This is a genomic window from Ancylobacter crimeensis (assembly GCF_023016805.1).
GTDB classification, from domain to species: Bacteria; Pseudomonadota; Alphaproteobacteria; order Rhizobiales; family Xanthobacteraceae; genus Ancylobacter; species Ancylobacter crimeensis.
On sequence record NZ_JALKCH010000001.1, the window covers coordinates 453,630 to 473,259 of the forward strand.

Annotated in this window: 19 protein-coding genes; 12 read left to right on the forward strand and 7 right to left on the reverse strand. The window is 68.0% G+C overall.

Going from position 1 to position 19,630, the window contains the following annotated elements:
* Positions 1–17: 17 nt before the first annotated feature.
* Positions 18–293: a hypothetical protein gene (locus MWN34_RS01985; RefSeq protein ID WP_247026025.1), complete on the reverse strand. Its 276-nt coding sequence runs from the start codon at positions 291–293 to the stop codon at positions 18–20.
* Between the two features lie 285 nt (positions 294–578).
* Here MWN34_RS01985 and MWN34_RS01990 point away from each other — a divergent pair, with 285 nt between their 5' ends.
* The 10 genes from MWN34_RS01990 to recO all read left to right on the forward strand — a co-directional run bounded on the left by MWN34_RS01990 (position 579) and on the right by recO (position 9,586).
* On the forward strand, positions 579–2,789 hold the full coding sequence (locus MWN34_RS01990; RefSeq protein WP_247026033.1) for a RelA/SpoT family protein: 2,211 nt from the start codon (positions 579–581) through the stop codon (positions 2,787–2,789).
* Positions 2,790–2,898: 109 nt separating this feature from the next.
* Positions 2,899–3,084, forward strand: coding sequence for a hypothetical protein (locus MWN34_RS01995; RefSeq protein WP_247026034.1), 186 nt, complete (start codon positions 2,899–2,901; stop codon positions 3,082–3,084).
* Between the two features lie 85 nt (positions 3,085–3,169).
* Positions 3,170–4,021 (forward strand): transglutaminase-like domain-containing protein, encoded by an 852-nt coding sequence (locus MWN34_RS02000; RefSeq protein WP_247026036.1) that lies wholly within the window; start codon positions 3,170–3,172, stop codon positions 4,019–4,021.
* A gap of 435 nt (positions 4,022–4,456) precedes the next feature.
* Entirely contained in the window at positions 4,457–5,050 is a 594-nt protein-coding gene (gene pyrE, locus MWN34_RS02005; protein ID WP_247026038.1) for an orotate phosphoribosyltransferase, read from the forward strand.
* Between the two features lie 2 nt (positions 5,051–5,052).
* A complete protein-coding gene (locus MWN34_RS02010; RefSeq protein ID WP_247026153.1) occupies positions 5,053–5,829 on the forward strand; it encodes a pyridoxine 5'-phosphate synthase in 777 nt (258 codons plus the stop codon).
* 18 nt (positions 5,830–5,847) lie between these two features.
* Entirely contained in the window at positions 5,848–6,258 is a 411-nt protein-coding gene (gene acpS / locus MWN34_RS02015) for a holo-ACP synthase (protein WP_247026041.1), read from the forward strand.
* 167 nt (positions 6,259–6,425) lie between these two features.
* Entirely contained in the window at positions 6,426–7,178 is a 753-nt protein-coding gene (gene lepB / locus MWN34_RS02020; RefSeq protein WP_247026043.1) for a signal peptidase I, read from the forward strand.
* Positions 7,175–7,900: a ribonuclease III gene (gene rnc / locus MWN34_RS02025; RefSeq protein ID WP_247026155.1), complete on the forward strand. Its 726-nt coding sequence runs from the start codon at positions 7,175–7,177 to the stop codon at positions 7,898–7,900. The genes lepB and rnc overlap by 4 nt, the downstream gene beginning before the upstream one ends.
* Positions 7,897–8,838: a GTPase Era gene (gene era / locus MWN34_RS02030; protein WP_247026045.1), complete on the forward strand. Its 942-nt coding sequence runs from the start codon at positions 7,897–7,899 to the stop codon at positions 8,836–8,838. The genes rnc and era overlap by 4 nt, the downstream gene beginning before the upstream one ends.
* 25 nt (positions 8,839–8,863) lie before the next feature.
* Complete coding sequence (gene recO / locus MWN34_RS02035; protein ID WP_247026047.1) at positions 8,864–9,586, forward strand: DNA repair protein RecO; 723 nt, start codon at positions 8,864–8,866, stop codon at positions 9,584–9,586.
* Positions 9,587–9,672: 86 nt separating this feature from the next.
* Here the strand turns inward: recO and MWN34_RS02040 are convergent, their stop codons facing one another.
* Entirely contained in the window at positions 9,673–9,990 is a 318-nt protein-coding gene (locus tag MWN34_RS02040; protein WP_247026049.1) for a hypothetical protein, read from the reverse strand.
* A 304-nt stretch (positions 9,991–10,294) separates the two neighbouring features.
* Here MWN34_RS02040 and parC point away from each other — a divergent pair, with 304 nt between their 5' ends.
* The gene (parC, locus tag MWN34_RS02045; RefSeq protein WP_247026051.1) at positions 10,295–12,529 is read left to right on the forward strand and encodes a DNA topoisomerase IV subunit A; all 2,235 of its coding nucleotides are present in this window, start codon (positions 10,295–10,297) and stop codon (positions 12,527–12,529) included.
* Between the two features lie 462 nt (positions 12,530–12,991).
* Here parC and MWN34_RS02050 read toward each other — a convergent pair whose 3' ends face one another.
* The 5 genes from MWN34_RS02050 to hemB form a co-directional block, all read right to left on the reverse strand.
* Entirely contained in the window at positions 12,992–13,741 is a 750-nt protein-coding gene (locus MWN34_RS02050) for an arginyltransferase (RefSeq protein WP_247026053.1), read from the reverse strand.
* 140 nt (positions 13,742–13,881) lie between these two features.
* Positions 13,882–14,442, reverse strand: a complete 561-nt coding sequence (locus tag MWN34_RS02055; protein WP_247026056.1) for an RDD family protein — start codon at positions 14,440–14,442, stop codon at positions 13,882–13,884.
* Positions 14,443–14,569: 127 nt separating this feature from the next.
* Positions 14,570–15,796 carry a threonine ammonia-lyase gene (locus MWN34_RS02060; RefSeq protein ID WP_247026058.1) on the reverse strand — a complete coding sequence of 409 codons (1,227 nt, stop codon included), beginning with the start codon at positions 15,794–15,796 and terminating at the stop codon, positions 14,570–14,572.
* A gap of 7 nt (positions 15,797–15,803) precedes the next feature.
* Positions 15,804–17,135 (reverse strand): branched-chain amino acid ABC transporter permease, encoded by a 1,332-nt coding sequence (locus tag MWN34_RS02065; protein ID WP_247026060.1) that lies wholly within the window; start codon positions 17,133–17,135, stop codon positions 15,804–15,806.
* A 22-nt stretch (positions 17,136–17,157) separates the two neighbouring features.
* Positions 17,158–18,210: a porphobilinogen synthase gene (gene hemB, locus MWN34_RS02070; RefSeq protein WP_247026157.1), complete on the reverse strand. Its 1,053-nt coding sequence runs from the start codon at positions 18,208–18,210 to the stop codon at positions 17,158–17,160.
* 302 nt (positions 18,211–18,512) lie between these two features.
* Here hemB and MWN34_RS02075 point away from each other — a divergent pair, with 302 nt between their 5' ends.
* Complete coding sequence (locus MWN34_RS02075; protein WP_247026062.1) at positions 18,513–19,610, forward strand: enoyl-CoA hydratase/isomerase family protein; 1,098 nt, start codon at positions 18,513–18,515, stop codon at positions 19,608–19,610.
* Positions 19,611–19,630 lie beyond the last annotated feature (20 nt).

Below are 19,630 nucleotides of genomic sequence, written 5' to 3' on the forward strand. Positions count from 1 at the left end.
CCGGCGCCCCTCCGGTCTCAGGCGACGCGACGGGGGGCATGCCGCGGCATCTCGTCGATGGGGGTGGCGGCATCGCGGAGAAGCGGACTGGGCGCCGTCGTCACGGCATCGTCCCCCGCCGCCAGCGCGGCGAGATACTGTTCCAGATCCGCAGCGCGGGCGCGCATCTCAACAAGTTCCATAGCATCCCGTCGCGAAGCCATCCCGCAGAACAGGATGCCGCCCAGCAGGCCGAGTATGCCGCCGATCACATAGGCGATGAGATAGCCCAGCCATGGAAAAAATGCATCCATGGGTACGTCCCTATGGCCAAAGAGCGTTTGAATTGTTCGTTAATTTGTGACGATTTTCTAAGCAATGGCAAGCTGTAAAATTGCGCGCACACCGCTCCGCAACCGTCATCCGGATACCGCGAAACGGTCGTTTCGTTGCGGTGGAATGCGGCTGTGCAAGGCACGCCCCGTATCGCCTCGCGATCTTGCGCAGTGCAATCACGATCTTGCGCAGTGCATGCGCGATGATGATATTCGAGTGAGCCGACCCGCCTGTGGAGTCGGGGCTTCGCGGGTTGATCTGTCATGATGCGGCAGTACGAGCTCGTCGAGCGTGTACGCCGGTATAATCCCAGCACCGACGAAGCGCTCCTCGACCGGGCTTATGTCTATGCCATGCGCGCGCATGGCGCGCAGGTGCGTGCCTCGGGCGATCCCTATTTCTCGCACCCGCTCGAAGTCGCGGCGATCCTGACCGATCTGAAGCTGGACGACGCCACCATCGTCGCGGCCCTGCTGCACGACACGATCGAGGACACCGACGCCACCCGCGAGGAGATCGAGAAGTTCTTCGGCAAGCAGATCGCGGCGCTGGTCGAGGGCCTCACCAAGATCAAGAAGCTGGATCTCGTCTCGCGCCAGGCCAAGCAGGCCGAGAACCTGCGCAAGCTGCTGCTCGCCATCGCCGACGATGTGCGCGTGCTGCTGGTGAAGCTCGCCGACCGGCTGCACAACATGCGTACCCTGAAATGGGTGCCGGAGGAAAAGCGCAGCCGCGTCGCGCAGGAGACGCTGGACATCTACGCCCCGCTCGCCGGCCGCATGGGCATGCAGGACATGCGCGAGGAGCTGGAGGACCTCTCCTTCCGCCAGCTCTCGCCGGAGGCCTACAACTCCATCCTGCAGCGGCTCGACACGCTGAAGGAGAGCAGCGGCGCAGTGCTGTCCGCCATCGAGCGCGAACTCACCGATGCGCTGTCGCAGAAGGGCGTCACCGCGCAGGTGAAGGGGCGCGAGAAGCGGCCCTATTCGATCTGGCGCAAGATGGAGCAGAAGGCGGTCGGCTTCGAGCAGCTTTCCGACATCTACGGCTTCCGCGTCATCGTCGACAGCACCGAGCAGTGCTATGCCGCGCTGGGCGTCGTGCACACCAAATGGCCGGTCGTGCCGGGCCGCTTCAAGGACTACATCTCGACGCCCAAGCAGAACGATTATCGCTCGATCCACACCACCGTGGTCGGGCCGGGCCGGCAGCGCGTCGAGCTGCAGATCCGTAGCCGCAAGATGCATGAGATCGCCGAATACGGCATCGCCGCCCATGCGCTCTACAAGGATGGCAGCGGTCCGGCGGACGACCTGCTGACCCGCGATTCCAACGCCTATGCCTGGCTGCGCCGCACCATCGAGCTGCTGGCGGAAGGTTCCAGCCCCGAGGAGTTCCTCGAGCACACCAAGCTCGAACTGTTCCACGACCAGGTGTTCTGCTTCACCCCAAAGGGCCGGCTGATCGCGCTGCCGCGCCGCGCGACGCCGATCGACTTCGCCTATGCGGTGCACACCGGGGTCGGCGACACCGCGATCGGCGCCAAGATCAACGGCAAGGTTTCCCCGCTCGTTTCCGAGCTGCACAATGGCGACGAGGTCGAGATCATCACCTCGCAGGCGCAGACCCCGCCGGCGGCGTGGGAGAGCATCGTCGTCACCGGCAAGGCCCGCGCCGCCATCCGCCGCGCCACCCGTGCCGCCGTGCGTGCGCAATATGCCGCGCTCGGCCGCAAGATCGCCGAGCGCGCCTTCGCCCGCGCCGGCAAGGCGTTCTCCGAGGAAAAGCTCGGCGCCGCGCTGGGCCGGCTGGCGCGTCCCACGCTGGAGGAACTCTATGCCGCCGTCGGGCGCGGCGAGATCCGCACCGAGGACGTCATCAAGGCGCTGCATCCCGAATGGTCGAGCGCGCGGCCCGACGAGCGCGCCGGGGCCCCGCGCGGGGAGGGCTGGTTCGAGCTGAAGCAGAACCAGAGCCTCAAATTCAAGATTCCCGGCATCGAGGCCGAGGCGGATCCCGCCACCTCCATCCCGATCCGCGGCCTGAACGGCGAATTGCCGGTGCGCTTCGCCCCCAATGGCGGCGCGGTGCCGGGCGACCGCATCGTCGGCATCCTCACCGCCGGCGAGGGCATCACGGTCTATCCGATCCAGTCGCCGGCGCTGCAGGATTTCGAGGAAGAGCCGGAGCGCTGGCTCGACGTGCGCTGGGACATCGACGAGGACAGCCCGCAGCGCTTTCCCGCGCAGATCGTGGTGACGGCGACCAACGAGCCCGGCTCGCTTGCCCAGATCGCGCAGGTGATCGGCGAACGGGGCGGCAACATCGCCAATCTCAAGATGTCCTCGCGCTCTGCGGACTTCACCCGCATGGTGATCGACGTCGAGGTGTACGACCTTCGCCACCTCAACGGCATCCTCGCCGATCTGCGGACCCGGCCGGTGATTTCCAGCGTCGAGCGCCTCAACGCCTGATCCCGCGTGATCCGACGGCGTATTGCTACCTTTCCGCGCAATCTGCCCGGGAAAGTGGAACTTCCGTGCGTTTCCTGCATTTGCCTGTCATATGATGGGGAGACGAACGATGCGCGCGGATATGGCCAGGAATCTCTTCCGGATGCTTGCTGGCCGCATGCGCGAGGCGCGTGGCCGCTTCTGGCGCGATGGCGCCATGGAAGCGGAGGGCAAGGTTGCGCGCCTGGCCGCCCAGGCCGAATTCGTGTGTCGTCGCCATCGCGTACCGGGATCGATCATGCGCCGCCCTGCATGACAGCCAGATGCCGGATGTCGCGTAAGGCCGGATCGCCGTTGCGGCCGGTTGCAAGCCATCCCTTCTTCAAGATCGAGGATCCCCGATGCGCATCCGCTTCGGATATAGACTCGCGCTCGACTGTGCGCAGCCGACCCCCGCGATGTTCCTTGTCGATATCCACCCGTCCCGTCGTCGCGATATCGAGCGGGAGGAGGGCGCCAGCGCAGGCCCCGACCTCCGTCTGCGCAGCCACACCGACAGTTTCGGCAACATCGTGCGCCGCGCGCTCCTGCCGGCCGGTCGCACCGTCATCGAAAATGACGGCGTGGTGCATGACAGCGGCCTGCCCGACGAGGTGGTGCCGGACGCCCGCCAGACCCCGGTCGCCGATTTGCCGCCGGACGCGCTGCCTTTCCTGCTGCCCAGTCGCTATTGCGAGTCCGATCTTGTCGGACCGGAGGCGTGGTCGCTGTTCGGCCACCTGCCGGAAGGCTGGGCGCGGGTGCAGGCGATCGTCGATCATGTGCACCAGCGCATAACCTTCGGCTATCCGTTCGCCGACAATACCCGCACCGCCTTTCGCAGCCTGTCGGAAGGACGCGGCGTGTGCCGCGATTTCGCGCATCTGGCGGTCGCCATGTGCCGCTCCATGAACATACCGGCGCGCTATTGCACGGGCTATCTCGGCGATATCGGCGTGCCGAAGGACCCCGCGCCGATGGATTTCAGTGCGTGGTTCGAGGTCTATCTCGACGGCCGCTGGTACAGCTTCGACGCCCGGCACCGCATTCCGCGCATCGGCCGCGTGGTGATCGCCCGCGGGCGGGACGCCGCGGACGTCGCCATCGTCTCGACCTTCGGCCCGCATTTCCTCAGCCATTTCCAGGTGTGGACGGACGAACTGGGCGAGAACGACGCCGCGGGCGATGCCCCCGCCGCGCTGGCGGCGGAGTGAGATGGCGGGCTGATGAAACGGCGTGCTGGTGGAGTGGCGCTCCGGCGGCTTGCGGCCGAGCGGGATCGGTACCCGCCCCGGAGTGCTCCTCCCCGGCAATCGCGCGTTCTTTCACCTCTCCCCGCGGGGAGAGGTCGGCGTGGAGCGGGTGAGGGGTGAGGACCGTTTCGAGGTGGTGAGCGGCGGCTTCCCTCAACGCTCCTCTGCGGGGAGAGGGAGCCTTGTCCCAATCTGCGAATTCGCGTCCTCCGTGAGCCCGGCGCGCTCTTATCTGCACGTGCCTCTCTTCCACCCCACGTGGAAGAAATGAGATGCCCGCACCGGCACGTAGCATCCCTACGTCGTAAGGGAGTGCCTCGCCTCCTCTCGTGACGCGGGACGGGCGATCGGGTATCACGGGTTCGATTTCCGATACCCAGTGAGGCCGCACGCGACATGACGCAGGACGAGGTCATGGAGGAGTTCCGGGACGCCGGGGCCCTCCTCGAAGGACACTTCATTCTCTCATCGGGTCTTCGCAGCCCGGTCTTCCTGCAGAAGATGTTCATCTTCCAGGATCCCGCACGCACCGAGAAGCTGTGCCGCGCGCTGGCGGAAAAGGTGACGGCGGCGTTCGGGCCCATCGACATCGTGGTGTCGCCCGCGGTCGGCGGCATCGTTCCGGGCTATGAGACGGCACGCCAGCTCGGGGCCAAGGCGATGTTCGTGGAGCGCGAGAACGGCGTGTTCGCGCTGCGCCGCGGCTTCGCCATTCCCGCCGGCGCGCGCGTGCTGATGGTCGAGGATATCGTGACCACGGGCCTGTCCTCGCGCGAATGCCTCGCCTCGCTGGCCGAATATCCCGGCACCATCGTGGGCGCCGCCTGCCTGATCGACCGCTCCGGCGGCAAGGCCGATCTCGGGGTGAAGCTGGTCTCGCTCGCCCAGCTCGACATTCCCGCCTATCCGGCCGACGCGCTGCCGCCGGAACTGGCCGCGATTCCCGCCATCAAGCCTGGCAGTCGCGGCATTCAGGGCGTGAAACCGTGAGCGTGACGCCCGTCGTGAAGCCGATCCGCCTCGGCGTGAACATCGATCACGTCGCCACCCTGCGCAATGCGCGCGGCGGGCGCCTGCCCGATCCGCTGCGTGCGGCGAGCCTCGCCATCGCCGCGGGAGCGGACGGCATCACCGCGCATCTGCGCGAGGACCGCCGCCACATCCGCGACGCGGACATGCGGGCGCTGAAGGACGAGATCTCCGTGCCGCTGAATTTCGAGATGGCGGCGACCGACCAGATGGTGGACATCGCCCTCGCCATCGCCCCCCACGCCTGCTGCCTCGTGCCGGAGCGGCGCGAGGAGCGCACCACCGAGGGCGGGCTCGACGTGGTGGGCGGCGGCGCGGTCTTGCGCGGGCACATTGCCCGGCTTGGCGAGGCCGGCATCCGCGTCTCCCTCTTCGTGGCACCCGACCCGGCGCAGATCGGCGCCGCCTTCGACACGGGTGCGGCGGTGGTGGAACTGCACACCGGCCATTGGTGCGACCTCGTCGCGGCCGGCGATCATGAACCGGCGGCGGCCGAGTTCGCCCGGCTTGTGGCCGCGGCCCGGCAGGCCGATGCGCTCGGCCTCGAGGTCCATGCCGGCCACGGGCTCGACTACGCCACGGCCGAGACGATGGCGACGCTGGGCGAGGTCCGCGAGCTGAACATTGGCCATTTCCTCGTCGGCGAGGCGCTGTTCGAGGGGCTGGAATCCGCCGTGCGGCGGATGCGCACGGCCATGGCGCGCGGGCGCGCGGCGCTCCGGGCCGGCATGGCGGCGTGAGGCGGGGAGGGGCGCGGCATGATCCTCGGCATCGGTTCGGACATCATCGACGCACGGCGCATCGCCGAGACGCTGGAGCGGCACGGCGAGCGTTTTCTCGACCGGGTGTTCACCCCCGTCGAGCGGGCGAAATCCGACCGGCGGGTGAAGCGCGCGGAAAGCTACGCCAAGCGATTCGCCGCCAAGGAGGCCTGCTCCAAGGCACTCGGTACCGGGCTGGCGCAGGGCGTGTTCTGGCGCGACATGGGGGTGGTGAACCTGCCCTCCGGCCGCCCGACCATGGCGCTCACCGGCGGCGCGGCGGCGCGGCTCGCCCGGATGACGCCGGAGGGATATGAGGCGCGAATCGACCTCACCATCACCGATGACGGCCCGACGGCGCAGGCCTTCGTCATCATCAGCGCGGTGCCGAAGGGCACGCCGCGCTGACCTCGCGCGGGAGAGGGGGGCCGGCCGCCGCAGCGGCACCTCCCCCAAACGTGAGCCGCGCGCGTTGCCGCCTGCGATGCGAGCGGTTATAGGAGCGGACCCTTGCGAGCGGCGGGGCCTTTCAGGCGCCGCATTCCCGCTCGCCGCATCCCCTGGCGGAAGACCACATGAGCGCAGCGACGGAACCGAAGAAGGAAGGCGGCATCGGAGAGACGGTGCGCGTCATCATCCATGCGTTCCTCATCGCGATCGTGATCCGCACCTTCCTGTTCCAGCCCTTCAACATCCCCTCCGGGTCGATGAAGGAGACGCTGCTGGTCGGTGACTATCTGTTCGTGTCGAAGTTCAGTTACGGCTATTCGCACTTCTCGCTGCCGCTCTCGCCGCCGCTGTTCTCAGGCCGCATCCTCGGCTCGCCGCCCAACCGCGGCGACGTGGTGGTGTTCAAGCTGCCGCGCGACGGCGAGACCGACTACATCAAGCGGGTGATCGGCCTGCCGGGCGACCAGATCCAGATGATCGACGGCGTCCTGCACATCAACGGCCAGGCGGTGAAGCGCGAGCCGGCCAGCACCTGGGTCGACGAGGAGGCCGACGGGCGCTCCGAGACCGTGAAGCGCTGGCGCGAGACGCTGCCCAACGGCGTGAGCTACTACACGCTCGATCTCGTCGATAACGGCTTCTACGACAACACCCCGGTCTATACCGTGCCGCCCGACCATTATTTCATGATGGGCGACAACCGCGACAATTCCACCGACAGCCGCGTGCTCAGCCAGGTCGGCTATGTGCCTTACGAGAATCTCATCGGCCGCGCCCAGCTCATCTTCTTCTCGGTGAGAGAAGGCGAATCGGCCTGGGAATTCTGGAAATGGCCGTGGACTCTGCGCTGGAATCGCTTCTTCACCCTCGTCCGATGAACCGGCGCGCGCGCACCGGCGCACCGGTCGACCATTCCGACCTCGCTCCGCTGGAGACGGCGCTCGGCCACGCTTTCGCCGACCGCACGCTGCTCGCGCTCGCGCTCACCCACATCAGCGCGGTGACGGCCCGGCCGGGCGGCTCGGTGCGCGTGCGCTCCTATCAGCGGATGGAATTTCTCGGCGACCATGTGCTCGGCATGGTGATCTCCGACATGCTCTACCGCGCCTTCCCGGATGCGGAGGAAGGCGACCTCTCCCGCCGCCTCGCCGAGCTGGTGTGCGAGGAGGCTTGCGCCGAGGTGGCGGTGGCGATGGGGCTCGGGCGCTATCTGCGGCTCGGCGCCGGCGAGGACCGCGCCGGGGGGCGCGAGCGCCGCGCCATCCTGGCCGATGTCGCCGAATCGGTATTGGCCGCCATCTATCTCGATGCCGGCTATGATGCTGCCGAGGCTGCGGTGGAGCGCTTCTGGCGCCCGCGCTTCGCCGCCCTTCGCGGCGCCCGTCGCGATCCCAAGACCGCCGTGCAGGAATGGGCGCAGGCGCGCGGCCTGCCCCCGCCCGCCTACCGCCTGATCGAGCGCAGCGGCCCGGACCACAGCCCCGAATTCCGCATCGCGGTCGAGGTCGATGGCTACGAGCCGGTGGAAGGCAACGGCACTTCCAAGCAGAATGCGCAGAAGGCCGCGGCCAGCGCCTTCCTCCAGCGAGTTGTTTCATGACCGACCACGACCCGCATCCGGCCGAGCCGGGCTCCCAGGCTTCCGAGGCGACCCGCTGCGGCTTCGTCGCGCTGATCGGCGCGCCCAATGCCGGCAAGTCGACCCTCACCAACGCGCTGGTCGGCTCCAAGGTGTCGATCGTCTCGCACAAGGTGCAGACCACGCGCTCGCTGGTGCGCGGCATCGCGCTGGACGGGGCGACGCAGATCATTCTGGTCGACACACCCGGCATCTTCGCGCCAAAGCGCCGGCTGGAGAAGGCGATGGTGCGCTCCGCCTGGGGCGGGGCCGGCGATGCCGATGCCGTGGTGCTGCTGATCGACGCCCGCGTCGGCCTCACCGAAGAGGTGGAGGCCATCCTGCGCGGCCTCGCCGAGGTGCGCCGTCCACGCGCCATCGTGCTGAACAAGGTCGATCTGGTGAAGCGCGAAAATCTGCTCGGCCTCGCGCAGGAGATCGCCAACCGCATCAGCTTCGACCGGCTGTTCATGATCTCCGCGTTGCAGGGCGACGGGCTGAAGGAACTGCGCGACTGGCTGGCCGGCATCCTGCCCTATGGCCCGTGGCTCTATCCGGAGGACCAGATCTCCGACGCGCCCATGCGCATGCTGGCCGCCGAGATCACCCGCGAGAAGCTGTTCCTGCGCCTGCACGAGGAGCTGCCCTACCGCTCGACGGTGGAGACCGAGAGCTGGCAGGAGCGCAAGGACGGTTCCGTGCGGATCGAGCAGACCATCTTCGTGGAACGCGAGAGTCAGCGGAAGATCGTGCTCGGCAAGGGCGGCGAGACCATCAAGGCCATCTCGTCCGCCTCCCGCGCCGAGATTGCCGAGATCCTCGAGCAGAAGGTGCACCTGTTCCTGTTCGTGAAGGTGCGCGAGAACTGGGCGGACGATCCCGAGCGTTATCGCGAGATGGGGCTGGAATTCCCGGACTGAACCGGCGGAGCCCTATGGCGGCCTGATGGAGTGGACGGACGAGGGCATCATTCTGGGGCTGCGCCGCTACGGCGAGAGCAGCGCCATCTTCGAACTGATGACCGCCAACCACGGCCGGCATCTCGGCCTCGTGCGCGGGGGCGCCTCGCGCCGGCAGGCGCCGCATCTGCAACCCGGAACCGTGGTGCGGGCCACCTGGCGGGCCCGGCTCGACGCCCAGCTCGGCACCTATGCGCTGGAGCCGCTGCACTCCCATGTCGACCGGCTGCTGTCGAGCGGAACGGCGGCCTATGCCTTTTCCCATCTCGGCGCGCTGCTGCGGCTGCTGCCCGAGCGCGACCCGCATCCGGGCCTGCACGCGGTGCTCGATGCCATGATGGCGCTGCTCGACGCGCCGCGCCCGGCGGCGATGATGATCGCGCGCTTCGAACTGCTGATGCTTCAGGAACTCGGCTTCGGGCTGGAACTGGACCGCTGTGCCGCGACCGGAGGGCGCAATGACCTGCTCTATGTCTCGCCCCGCACCGGACGGGCGGTGAGCGGGGAGGCGGGGGAGCCCTGGCGGGGGCAGCTGCTGGACCTGCCCTATTTTCTCATCGGCGATGTCGCCGAGCCTCCCGGACAGACGCAACTGGACGCCGCTTTCGAGTTGACCGGCTTCTTCCTGCGCCGCCGGGTGCTGGAACCACGGGGGCTCGCCTTCTCCGATGCCCGCGCCGCCTTTCTGGCGACGGTCGGGCGGGGCTGAGGACGGGGCGAGGATGGGTCGGCCCCAAGGCCGCAATCCTGCTTCGCAAAAGGAACGGGCGGCCCGAAGGCCGCCCGCAAAAGCCGTCAATAACGCGGCGGGGGAGGTCCCCAGCCGGGACCGGGAGGCGGCGGTCCGTGACGATACGGGCGCGGGCCGCCCACCCAGACGCGATCGCAATCGCGTATCTGCACGCGGACCGGATGGCCCCAACGGTCACGGCGCCAGACGTTCCGCGTGCGGCAGACCTTCCGCCACGCCACGCTCTCGATATAGGGCGCGGTGCTCTGCGCGCTGTTGATGCCGGCGGCTGCAGCACCGAGCGGCGCCGCCGAAGCACCGCCCACGGCCCCGAAAAGGCCGAGCGAGGCAGCGCCGACGGCAGCAAGGAGAAGTCTCTTCATGGATAAGCCCTCCTGATCAAGCAATCCGACCCGTACAAGTAATGGGGGCTGATTTCGTTCCCAACGTGGAGGAAAAATCCGTTTTTCGCCCGAATACTGAACAAGTATTCAGAAATGGACATATAGTTCTTCGTTGTTGCGAGAGGGCGTTATCCAGCTACCGCGCCGGGCCTGGAAGCCGCCGTTGCGGGGCTGAACATGGCGGGAATTTAATGTAGGTAGGCAGCCGGAAACGACGGGAGAGCGGTGGGAAACACAGTGTTCCCGTCTTGTTCTCTTTGCAGGAAGCTGGTACCGAACATTGATGGGCGAGAGAGCGAATCCTCCCGATGGGGGCAACATCGAGCCGGTTGGGTTGAAGGCGGCGCTGGAAGAGCGCTACCTCGCCTATGCGCTGTCCACCATCATGCATCGCGCCCTGCCGGATGCGCGTGACGGCCTCAAGCCCGTGCATCGGCGCATCCTCTATGGCATGCGGCTGCTGCGGCTCGACCCCGGCACCGCGTTCCGCAAATGCGCGAAGATCGTCGGCGACGTGATGGGCTCGTTCCATCCGCACGGCAACCAGGCGATCTATGATGCGCTGGTGCGGCTCGCGCAGGATTTCGCCCAGCGTTATCCGCTGGTCGACGGGCAGGGCAATTTCGGCAATATCGACGGCGACAATGCCGCGGCCGAACGCTACACCGAAGCGCGCATGACCGATGTCGCCCGGCTGATGCTGGACGGCATCGACGAGGACGCGGTCGATTTCCGCCCGAACTATGACGGCACCACGGAAGAGCCCGCGGTAATGCCCGCCGCCTTCCCGAACCTGCTTGCCAACGGTTCGACCGGCATCGCGGTGGGCATGGCGACCTCGATCCCGCCGCACAACGCGGCCGAGCTGATCGAGGCCGCGCTGCACCTGATCGACCACCCCGACGCCACCACCGACACGCTGCTGACCTTCGTGAAGGGCCCGGACTTTCCGACGGGCGGCGTCATCATCGACCCGCCTTCGGTGATCGCGGACGCCTATGCCACCGGTCGCGGCGGCTTCCGCCTGCGCGCCCGCTGGCACAAGGAAGAGACCGGCCGCGGTTCCTATGTCGTGGTCGTGACCGAGATTCCCTATTCGATCCCGAAATCGCGCCTCGTCGAGAAGATCGCCGATCTGCTCAACGAGAAGAAGCTCCCTCTGCTCGCCGATGTGCGCGACGAATCCGCAGAGGACGTGCGCCTCGTGCTGGAGCCGCGCACCCGCACCGTCGATGCCGAGCTGATGATGGCGAGCCTGTTCAAGCTCACCGAGCTCGAGACCCGCTTCCCGCTGAACATGAACGTGCTGGTCGGCGGGCAGGTGCCGAAGATCGTCAGCCTCGGGGAAGCGCTGCGCGAATGGCTGGACCATCGTCGCGAGGTGCTGGTGCGCCGCTCCCGCTTCCGGCTCGGCCAGATCGAGCATCGGCTGGAGGTGCTGGGCGGTTATCTGGTCGCCTATCTCAACCTCGACGAGGTCATCCGCATCATCCGCGAGGAGGACGAACCAAAGCCCGTGCTGATGGCGACCTTCGAGCTGACCGACGTGCAGGCCGAAGCCATCCTCAACATGCGGCTGCGCAGCCTGCGCAAGCTCGAGGAATTCGAGATCCGCAAGGAGCATGACGGGCTCACCGAGGAAAAGGCCGGCATCGAGGCGCTGCTCGCGTCCGACGTGAAGCAATGGAAGACCATTGCCTGGCAGCTCAAGGAGGTACACAGGCAGTTCGGCCCCGATACCGAGATCGGCCGCCGCCGCACCGGCTTCGGCGAGTCCGCCGCCCATGACGCCGACGCGGTCAGCGAGGCGCTGGTGGAGCGCGAGCCGATCACCGTCGTGGTGTCGCAGAAGGGCTGGATCCGCGCGCTGAAGGGCCATGTCGCCGACCTGTCCGGCCTCGGCTTCAAGAGCGATGACGCGTTGAAGATCGCCTTCTTCGCCGAAACCACCTCGAAGCTGCTGGTCTTCGCCACCAATGGCCGCTTCTACACGCTGGATGCCTCCAGGCTGCCGGGCGGCCGCGGCCATGGCGAGCCGCTGAGGCTCAGCATCGACCTCGAGCAGGAGGGCGATGTGGTGGACGTCTTCCCCTATCAGGGCGGGCGCCGCCTGCTGGTGGTGGCGAAGGAAGGGCGCGGCTTCGTGGTGCCGGAGGACGAGGTGCTCGGCACCACCCGCAAGGGCAAGCAGGTGCTCGGCGTCGATGCGCAGGAGGCCTGCGCCGTGGTGCCGGCAGCGGGCGACACGGTCGCGGTGATCGGCGAGAACCGCAAGCTGCTGCTCTTCCCCCTCTCGCAGGTGCCGGAAATGGTGCGCGGGCGCGGCGTCCGGCTGCAGCGCTACAAGGACGGTGCGCTGTCCGACATCAAGGTGTTCACGCTGGCCGACGGCCTCACCTGGACCGACACCTCCGCGCGCACCTGGACGGTGACGGACCTCGCCGAATGGCAGGGCGACCGCGCCACCGCCGGCCGCCTCCCGCCCAAGGGCTTCCCGAGGAACAACCGCTTCGGATGAGGCGGGACCGGGAGGCGGGATCGCGGCGGCGCGCAGATGTCCGCCACGCGAGCGAACGGTGAGGTGAGCGACGGCGACGGGTAGGCGTCCCCGTCGCGCGCGGCTCTTGCACGGGAGCGACCCGCTGAGGGAAGGACAGGGCGGCTCGAAGGATCTTGAAGCCACACTGTTTGAAGCCTCGTCCCGGTGCGGCGGCGGCCTAGCCCCGGGATGGGTTCGCGGGAGGCTACTAGAGACCTTCGCGGCACAAGGAGGTGATTGGCGCGGCGACGAGGCGGTTCACACGATCAGGATCTGGTCGCGCGGCCACGAGGGTTCGCCGCGGCCACGAGGGTTCGCTACGTGGCGTTCACACGGCCGGCAGTCGGGGTTGTGCGGCCATCAGGCCTTCGCGCCGCCCGGCATCGGCGCGAATAGACCGCATCGTTGGCCGCGGGATGCGAGCCGGGCGATGGAAGGGCGCTACTCGTCCACTCGTTGCCAGCCATGCGGGGCGAGGCGCTCCTGCGGCATGAAACGGCGCTTGTAGTCCATCTTCGGCGAGCCATCGACCCAATAGCCGAGATAGACGTAGGGAAGCCCCATCTCGCGGGCCTTGCTTACATGGTCGAGGATGAGGAAGGTGCCGAGCGAGCGGGCCGGCGCGTCCGGCTCGTAGAACGAGTAGACCATGGAAAGTCCGTCGGCGAGGATGTCGGTCAGCGCCACGGCGTGGAGCGGGCCCTGTCCCCGGCCGTTGATCGCGGTGTCCGGTCCGCGCCGGCGATACTCGATGAGGCGGGTGCGGACATGGCTGTCCTCCACCATCATCGCATAGTCCAGCACCGTCATGTCGGCCATGCCGCCATCGCTGTGGCGGCTGTCGAGATAGGCGCGGAACAGGGAATATTGCTCGGCGGTGGGCACCGGCCCGCGCATGTCGCCGATCAGGTCGTCATTCTCCTTCCGCACCCGGCGGAAGCCGCGCGTCTCGCGGAAATCGGCCACTGGAATGCGCACCGAGACGCAGGCCCGGCAGAACTCGCAGGCCGGGCGATAGGCGATGGACTGGCTGCGGCGGAAACCGCCATGGGTCAGCACGTCGTTGAGATGTCCCGCCCGCTCGCCCACCAGATGGGTGAATACCTTCCGCTCCTCCCGGCCCGGCAGATAAGGGCACGGGGAGGGGGCTGTCAGGTAGAATTGCGGTGTGTCGCGGGGATGCTCGGTCACGGCACTGCCATTGCCTCGGGAGACGACAGGATTGCGCGGCGGACCCCGCTCCGTCAAAGGCTCTTTCGCATCATCGCTGCGGCATGGGCGCTGATATCGCGGGCAGGTGGTACGCGAAAGGAAGCCTTCGCGCGCGCGGGCTAGCGATAGCGGCGCAACGCCTCGGCCCGGCCCTCGGCGTTGATCACCACGGTACCGATGATGAAGTCGTGCAGCATGCGGCGGCGGCGGTTGAAGAGCGGCACCAGCACCACGAGCGGCGAGAGCATGGTGACCGAGACCCAATAGAGCACCACGCTCATCACCGCGAGCAACGCCGTCATGGGGGCGCCGTCCATGCAGCGCATCTCAAGGCCAACCATGCGCATACCGATCGTCGCGCCATGCGGCCCGCCGAGGGTGAGGCCGGTGTAGATGAGGCCCCACAACAGGAAGGCGGGGCTCAGCAGGGCGAAGAGGTGCCAGCCGAGACCAAAGGTGATGAAGCCGAGGATGAAGATCAGCACCGAGGCGGCGACGATCGGCGCGCCGATGATGACGAGATCGACCAGAAAGGCGAGCAGACGGCGCGAGAGCACGCCGTGAAAATATTCCGGCTGAACCCGCGGGTCGTAGACATAGGGCGCAGAGCCGGCGGGCTCGCCGCCGCCATAGGACCGGCTGCCGGACGCCCGGCTGTCATAATCGCGGCTGTCATACATGGTCGGCGGCTCCTGTTCCGCTGCGAGACGTAGGAAGCCGTCGCCATGCCGACAAGGGGAAGACAAAGCGGAAGGCGAGGGAGGTGCCTCCCGCTCCCGCCCCGCTCCCGCCTTCGTCCAGCCGGTCTCAGCCGCCCGCCTGCCAGTCCACCCGCACCACGTCCATACCCTCGGTGAGCAGCGCGCGGTGCACCTCCTCGGCATGCTGGCGGTCGCGCGTTTCCACCGTCACGTCGAGCCGCGCGCCCTTGGCGTGCACGTCGAGGAAATGGCGCTTGTGCTCCACCTCCAGGATGTTGGCGCCGAGCCGGCCGAGCAGGGTGGAGATGATGCCGAGCTCGCCGGGGCGATCCAGCATGGAGAAGCGGAAGGAGACGATGCGCTCCTCGCGCTCCAGCTCGCGCAGCATGATCGAGGCGACGATGCGCGGGTCGATATTGCCGCCGGAGACGACGAGGCCGACATTGCGGCCTCGATAGCGGTCCGGCTCGGCCAGCAGCGCGGCAAGGCCGGCGGCGCCGGCGCCTTCCGCCAGCGTCTTCTGCTGGGTGAGGAAGATGTTGACGGCGCGCTCGAAGGTCGGCTCGTCGATCAGCACCACATCGGCCACCAGCGCGGAGACGATCTCGCGGGTCAGCGAACCGACATTCTTCACCGCGATGCCTTCGGCCAGCGTCGCGCCGCCGCAGGGCAGGTTTCGTTGGCGCAGCGCGTTCCACATCGCCGGGAACAGCATGGTCTCGACGCCGACGATCTCGATCTCCGGCTTCAGGGCCTTGGCGGCGACCGCCATGCCGGAGATGAGCCCGCCCCCGCCCACCGGCACCACCAGCGTGTCGAGGTCGGGCGCATCCTCCAGCATCTCGGCGGCCACCGAGCCCTGTCCGGCGATGACATGGGCGTCGTCGAAAGGGTGCACCCAGACGAGGCCCTCGGCGCGGGCGAGGCGGTCCGCCTCCTCGCTGGCCTCCGCCACGCCCTCGCCATGCAGCACCACGCGCGCGCCATGGGCACGGGTGGCGGCCACCTTCACGATGGGGGTGTGCTGGGGCATCACGATGGTGGCGCGGATGCCGAGACGGGCGGCGTGATAGGCCACGGCCTGCGCATGGTTGCCGGCCGACATGGCGACGACGCCGCGGCCGCGCTCTTCCGCCGAGAGGCTGGCGAGCTTCACGAGGGCCCCGCGCTCCTTGAAGCTCGCGGTGACCTGCAGGTTCTCGTACTTGACGAAAACATGCGCGCCGGTAATCGCCGACAGCCGCGGGGCGGGCAGGGTCGGGGTCCGCAGCACCGCACCGGTGAGGAGGTGACGGGCGGCGGCGATATCGGCAGGCGAGACGGGCAGGGTCATGACGGGCTCAAAATTCGCGCGGCGTCGGGGCTGCCCGGTTGAGCAGCCCTCCCGGCCGCAGCACGAGGAAGGCGATCAGTAGCGAATAGATCACCACGTCGCGATACACGATATTGAAGGTGGACGACCAGAGCGTTTCGACCCCGGCGACCAGAATGGCGCCAAGAAAAGCGCCCGGCACCGAGCCTATGCCTCCGATCACCGCGGCGATCAGCGCCTTCAGCCCCAAAGAAAGGCCGGCGCCGGGCGAGATGGTACCATAGGCGAGCACCGTCATGGTGCCGGCAAGGCCGACGGCCGCCCCCGAAATGAGGAAGGAGAGGCTGGTGAGGCGCGGCGCGTTGACGCCGAGGAGCTCGGCCATCTGCGGATCCTGGGCATAGGCGCGCCAGTCCCGGCCGAAGCGGGTGAAGCCCATCAGCGCCATCAGTGCCGAGGCGCCGGTGAAGCCGAGCCCGGTCGCCAGCATCTGCGCCGGAGTGACGGTGGCGATGAAGACGTCTGCGGTGCCGGCAAGCGGCATCGGCAGGTTCATCAGCGGCGGCAGCCAGTTCTCGCGCAGCGGGGTGGTGATGCGCAGCAGTTCCGAGAGCACGATGCCCACCGCGACGGTCGCGATCAGCACCGGCTGGGGCGAGCGCATGCGGGCGGTGAGCGGCAGCACCACCCAATGGCCGAGCGCGGCATTCATGAGCGCCGCGCCGAGGATGCCGGCGGTGAAGGCGAGCAGCAGCCCGATGCCGGAAATGCCGCCGGCGAGGACCGTTCCCACCCCGATCAGCATGAGGGTGCCGGCATAGACCGCGATTTCGCCGAAGGCGAGATTGACGCGGCGGGTGAGACCGTAGACGAGCGCGAAGGCGGTGGCGATCAGCCCGTAGACGCCGGCGAGCGTCATGCCGTTGAGCACCTGCTGCAGCCAATAGGCGAGGTGGCCGTCGAGCGGGAGCAGGGCGCCCATGATGCGGCGGTCGACGTGCTCGGGCAGCCACCAGCGCTTCAGGATGTAGAGCTTCACGTCGCTCAGCCCGCCGCGTTCGGTATCGACCGCGGAAAGATCGAAGCGTGCCGCGCCCTGCGTCCCGGCGAAGCGGCAGATGATCCATTCGGGGCGCGCGCCATCGGCATCGCGCACCACATAGGACAGGCGCAGCGCCGCCTCGCCGTCGAGCGGGCGCAGGCTGTTCTCGCGGATGGTGGCGTCGTCGTCGTCATGGAGGGCCGCCGCGACGGCCCGGCAGATCGAGGCCTGATCGGCGTCGATCACGCTGCCGCAGGCGGAGAGCGCCACGGACAGCAGGAGGATGAGCAGCGCGGGGAGGGCGGGTGCGCGTTCCATCGCCCGCGCCCGCCGGCGCGGCTCAGGCTTCGCGGGCCAGCTTTTCGGCGACGCGCGGAGCGAAGTAGGTGAGGATACCGTCGGCCCCGGCGCGCTTGAAGGCCATCAGGCTCTCCATCATCGCCTTGTCGCCGTCGAGCCAGCCATTGCGGGCGGCGGCCTCGATCATCGCGTATTCGCCGGACACCTGATAGGCGAAGGTCGGCAGCGCGAAGGCCTCCTTCAGCCGCCAGATGATGTCGAGATAGGGAAGCCCCGGCTTGACCATGAGCATGTCGGCGCCTTCCTCGACGTCGAGCGCCGCCTCGCGGATCGCCTCGGCACCGTTGGCCGGGTCCATCTGGTAGGAGCGCTTGTCGCCTTTCAGGCAGCCGGAGGAGCCGACGGCGTCACGGAACGGGCCGTAGAAGGCGGAGGCGTATTTGGCGCTGTAGGCGAGGATCTGCGCGTCGGTGAAGCCATTGGCGTCGAGCGCGCCGCGGATGGCGCCGACCCGGCCGTCCATCATGTCGGAGGGTGCGATCACGTCGGCGCCGGCCTCGGCCTGCACCAGCGACTGCTCGATGAGCACCGCGATCGTCTCGTCGTTGAGGATGCGGCCGTCCTCGGTCAGCAGGCCGTCATGGCCGTGGCTGGTGTAGGGGTCGAGCGCGACATCGGTGATGAGGCCGATATGCGGCACCTCGGCCTTGATGGCGCGCAGGGCGCGGCAGACGAGGTTGTCGCGGTTCAGCGCCTCGCGCCCGTCCGGCGTGCGCAGCGAAGGATCGGTGTAGGGGAACAGCGCGAGTGCGGGAATGCCGAGGCTCGCCGCCCGCTCCGCTTCGCGCACCGCCTCGTCCACCGTCAGGCGCTGGACGCCGGGCATGGAACCGACCTCGGTGCGCTCCTTCTCGCCATCCATCACGAAGATCGGCCAGATCAGGTCCGCGACGGTGAGCGTGTTCTCGCGCACCAGCTGTCGCGACCACTCGCTCTTGCGGTTGCGCCGCATGCGAACGGTGAGATCGAGGCGGACCGCCGTTTCGCTGCGCAGTTCGGGCGCAGGGCGCGGACGGGCGAAGGGAATGGGCATGGACATGCTCGCGACTGCCAGTTTCGAATGCTTATAACCACATATCGCGGCGGGCGCGATACACGCCCGTCATATTCAGGTGATCCTGAAGGGCGGACGCTTCGTCAGAACTGAAGTATTTCCGATGTGGACGGCTGCGCGCACGGGACGAGGTGCCGCCGCGCGGATCCGTCGCACTCTGTTGCGATTCCATATCAGGACGTACCGGCACATGCGGAGGGCCTTTTGCGGGCTTCCGCGCCCTTCCATTACGGGATAAGCCGGCTCAAGGGTTTGATCCAGCGCAGCACCGGAGCGAGGGCATGAGCGAAGGCGGCATCGGCGAAGGCGGGGCCGACATCGGTATCCGCTTCGAGGTCCGGGGCAGGGCCGGCATCATCACGCTGGACCGCCCACGGGCGCTGAACGCGCTGACCCACGAGATGATTCGGCTCATGCTGGCCGCGCTCGCCAGCTACGCTGCGGACGAGCAGGTGCAGACGGTCGTGGTGCACTCCTCCAGCGAGCGGGCCTTCTGCGCGGGCGGCGACGTGCGCCACATGGCGGAGCTGGCACGCAGCGGGCAGAGGGACGCGGCCCGGGCCTTCTGGCGCGACGAATATACGCTCAACCACGCCACCGCGATCTTCCCGAAGCCCTATGTCTCGCTGGTCGATGGCTATTGCTTCGGCGGAGGCTTCGGCATTTCCGGCCATGGCCGCTACCGCGTCGCCGGCGAGAGGCTCGGCTTTGCCATGCCCGAGGTTGCGATCGGGCTCTTCCCGGATGTCGGCGCCACTCACGTGCTGCCGCGGCTACCGGGATGGTCCGGCACCTTCCTCGCCCTGACCGGCGCGCGCATCGGCATGCCGGACGCAATGGCGCTCGGTCTCTACACACATCACGTCCCGGTCGAGCGCTGGCCGGACCTGATCGAGGCCTTCGCCGCGGGGGACGAGGCGGGCGCGACGCTGGATCGCTTCGCGGTGGTGCCGCCCGAACCGACGCTGGGTCCGCTCTATGCGGAGATCGACCGGATCTTCGCCGGCGGCACGATTCCGGCCATCGTCGCCGCGCTGGAACATGCGGCGCGCGGCACCGGCCCGCTGGCGGAGTTCGCCGCGGCCCAGCTCGCCACGATCCGCCGGGTGTCACCGACCAGCGTGTTCATCGCTTTCGAGCAGATGGCACGCGGCGGCGGGCTCGATCTGGCGGCGTGCCTCGTGCGCGAGTTCCGGGTGGTGAGCCGGGTGCTGGCGGGGCATGATTTCTATGAGGGCGTGCGTGCTGTATTGATCGACAAGGACCAGACCCCGCGCTGGACCCCGGACCGGCTCGAAGCGGTCGATCCCGCGACCATCGCGCCGTTGTTCGACATGCCGCTTCCCGACGAGCTTGTGCTGCCCACCTTCGACGCCTGAGACACCAAAAGACGCCTCCC

What these genes read in the sequence shown, in the direction of transcription:
- MWN34_RS01985 (WP_247026025.1), bottom strand. Translation starts at nt 293, where the DNA reads ATGGATGCATTTTTTCCATGGCTGGGCTATCTCATCGCCTATGTGATC.
- MWN34_RS01990 (WP_247026033.1), top strand. Translation starts at nt 579, where the DNA reads ATGATGCGGCAGTACGAGCTCGTCGAGCGTGTACGCCGGTATAATCCC.
- MWN34_RS01995 (WP_247026034.1), top strand. Translation starts at nt 2,899, where the DNA reads ATGCGCGCGGATATGGCCAGGAATCTCTTCCGGATGCTTGCTGGCCGC.
- MWN34_RS02000 (WP_247026036.1), top strand. Translation starts at nt 3,170, where the DNA reads ATGCGCATCCGCTTCGGATATAGACTCGCGCTCGACTGTGCGCAGCCG.
- pyrE (WP_247026038.1), top strand. Translation starts at nt 4,457, where the DNA reads ATGACGCAGGACGAGGTCATGGAGGAGTTCCGGGACGCCGGGGCCCTC.
- acpS (WP_247026041.1), top strand. Translation starts at nt 5,848, where the DNA reads ATGATCCTCGGCATCGGTTCGGACATCATCGACGCACGGCGCATCGCC.
- lepB (WP_247026043.1), top strand. Translation starts at nt 6,426, where the DNA reads ATGAGCGCAGCGACGGAACCGAAGAAGGAAGGCGGCATCGGAGAGACG.
- rnc (WP_247026155.1), top strand. Translation starts at nt 7,175, where the DNA reads ATGAACCGGCGCGCGCGCACCGGCGCACCGGTCGACCATTCCGACCTC.
- era (WP_247026045.1), top strand. Translation starts at nt 7,897, where the DNA reads ATGACCGACCACGACCCGCATCCGGCCGAGCCGGGCTCCCAGGCTTCC.
- recO (WP_247026047.1), top strand. Translation starts at nt 8,864, where the DNA reads ATGGAGTGGACGGACGAGGGCATCATTCTGGGGCTGCGCCGCTACGGC.
- MWN34_RS02040 (WP_247026049.1), bottom strand. Translation starts at nt 9,990, where the DNA reads ATGAAGAGACTTCTCCTTGCTGCCGTCGGCGCTGCCTCGCTCGGCCTT.
- parC (WP_247026051.1), top strand. Translation starts at nt 10,295, where the DNA reads ATGGGCGAGAGAGCGAATCCTCCCGATGGGGGCAACATCGAGCCGGTT.
- MWN34_RS02055 (WP_247026056.1), bottom strand. Translation starts at nt 14,442, where the DNA reads ATGTATGACAGCCGCGATTATGACAGCCGGGCGTCCGGCAGCCGGTCC.
- MWN34_RS02060 (WP_247026058.1), bottom strand. Translation starts at nt 15,796, where the DNA reads ATGACCCTGCCCGTCTCGCCTGCCGATATCGCCGCCGCCCGTCACCTC.
- MWN34_RS02065 (WP_247026060.1), bottom strand. Translation starts at nt 17,135, where the DNA reads ATGGAACGCGCACCCGCCCTCCCCGCGCTGCTCATCCTCCTGCTGTCC.
- hemB (WP_247026157.1), bottom strand. Translation starts at nt 18,210, where the DNA reads ATGCCCATTCCCTTCGCCCGTCCGCGCCCTGCGCCCGAACTGCGCAGC.
- MWN34_RS02075 (WP_247026062.1), top strand. Translation starts at nt 18,513, where the DNA reads ATGAGCGAAGGCGGCATCGGCGAAGGCGGGGCCGACATCGGTATCCGC.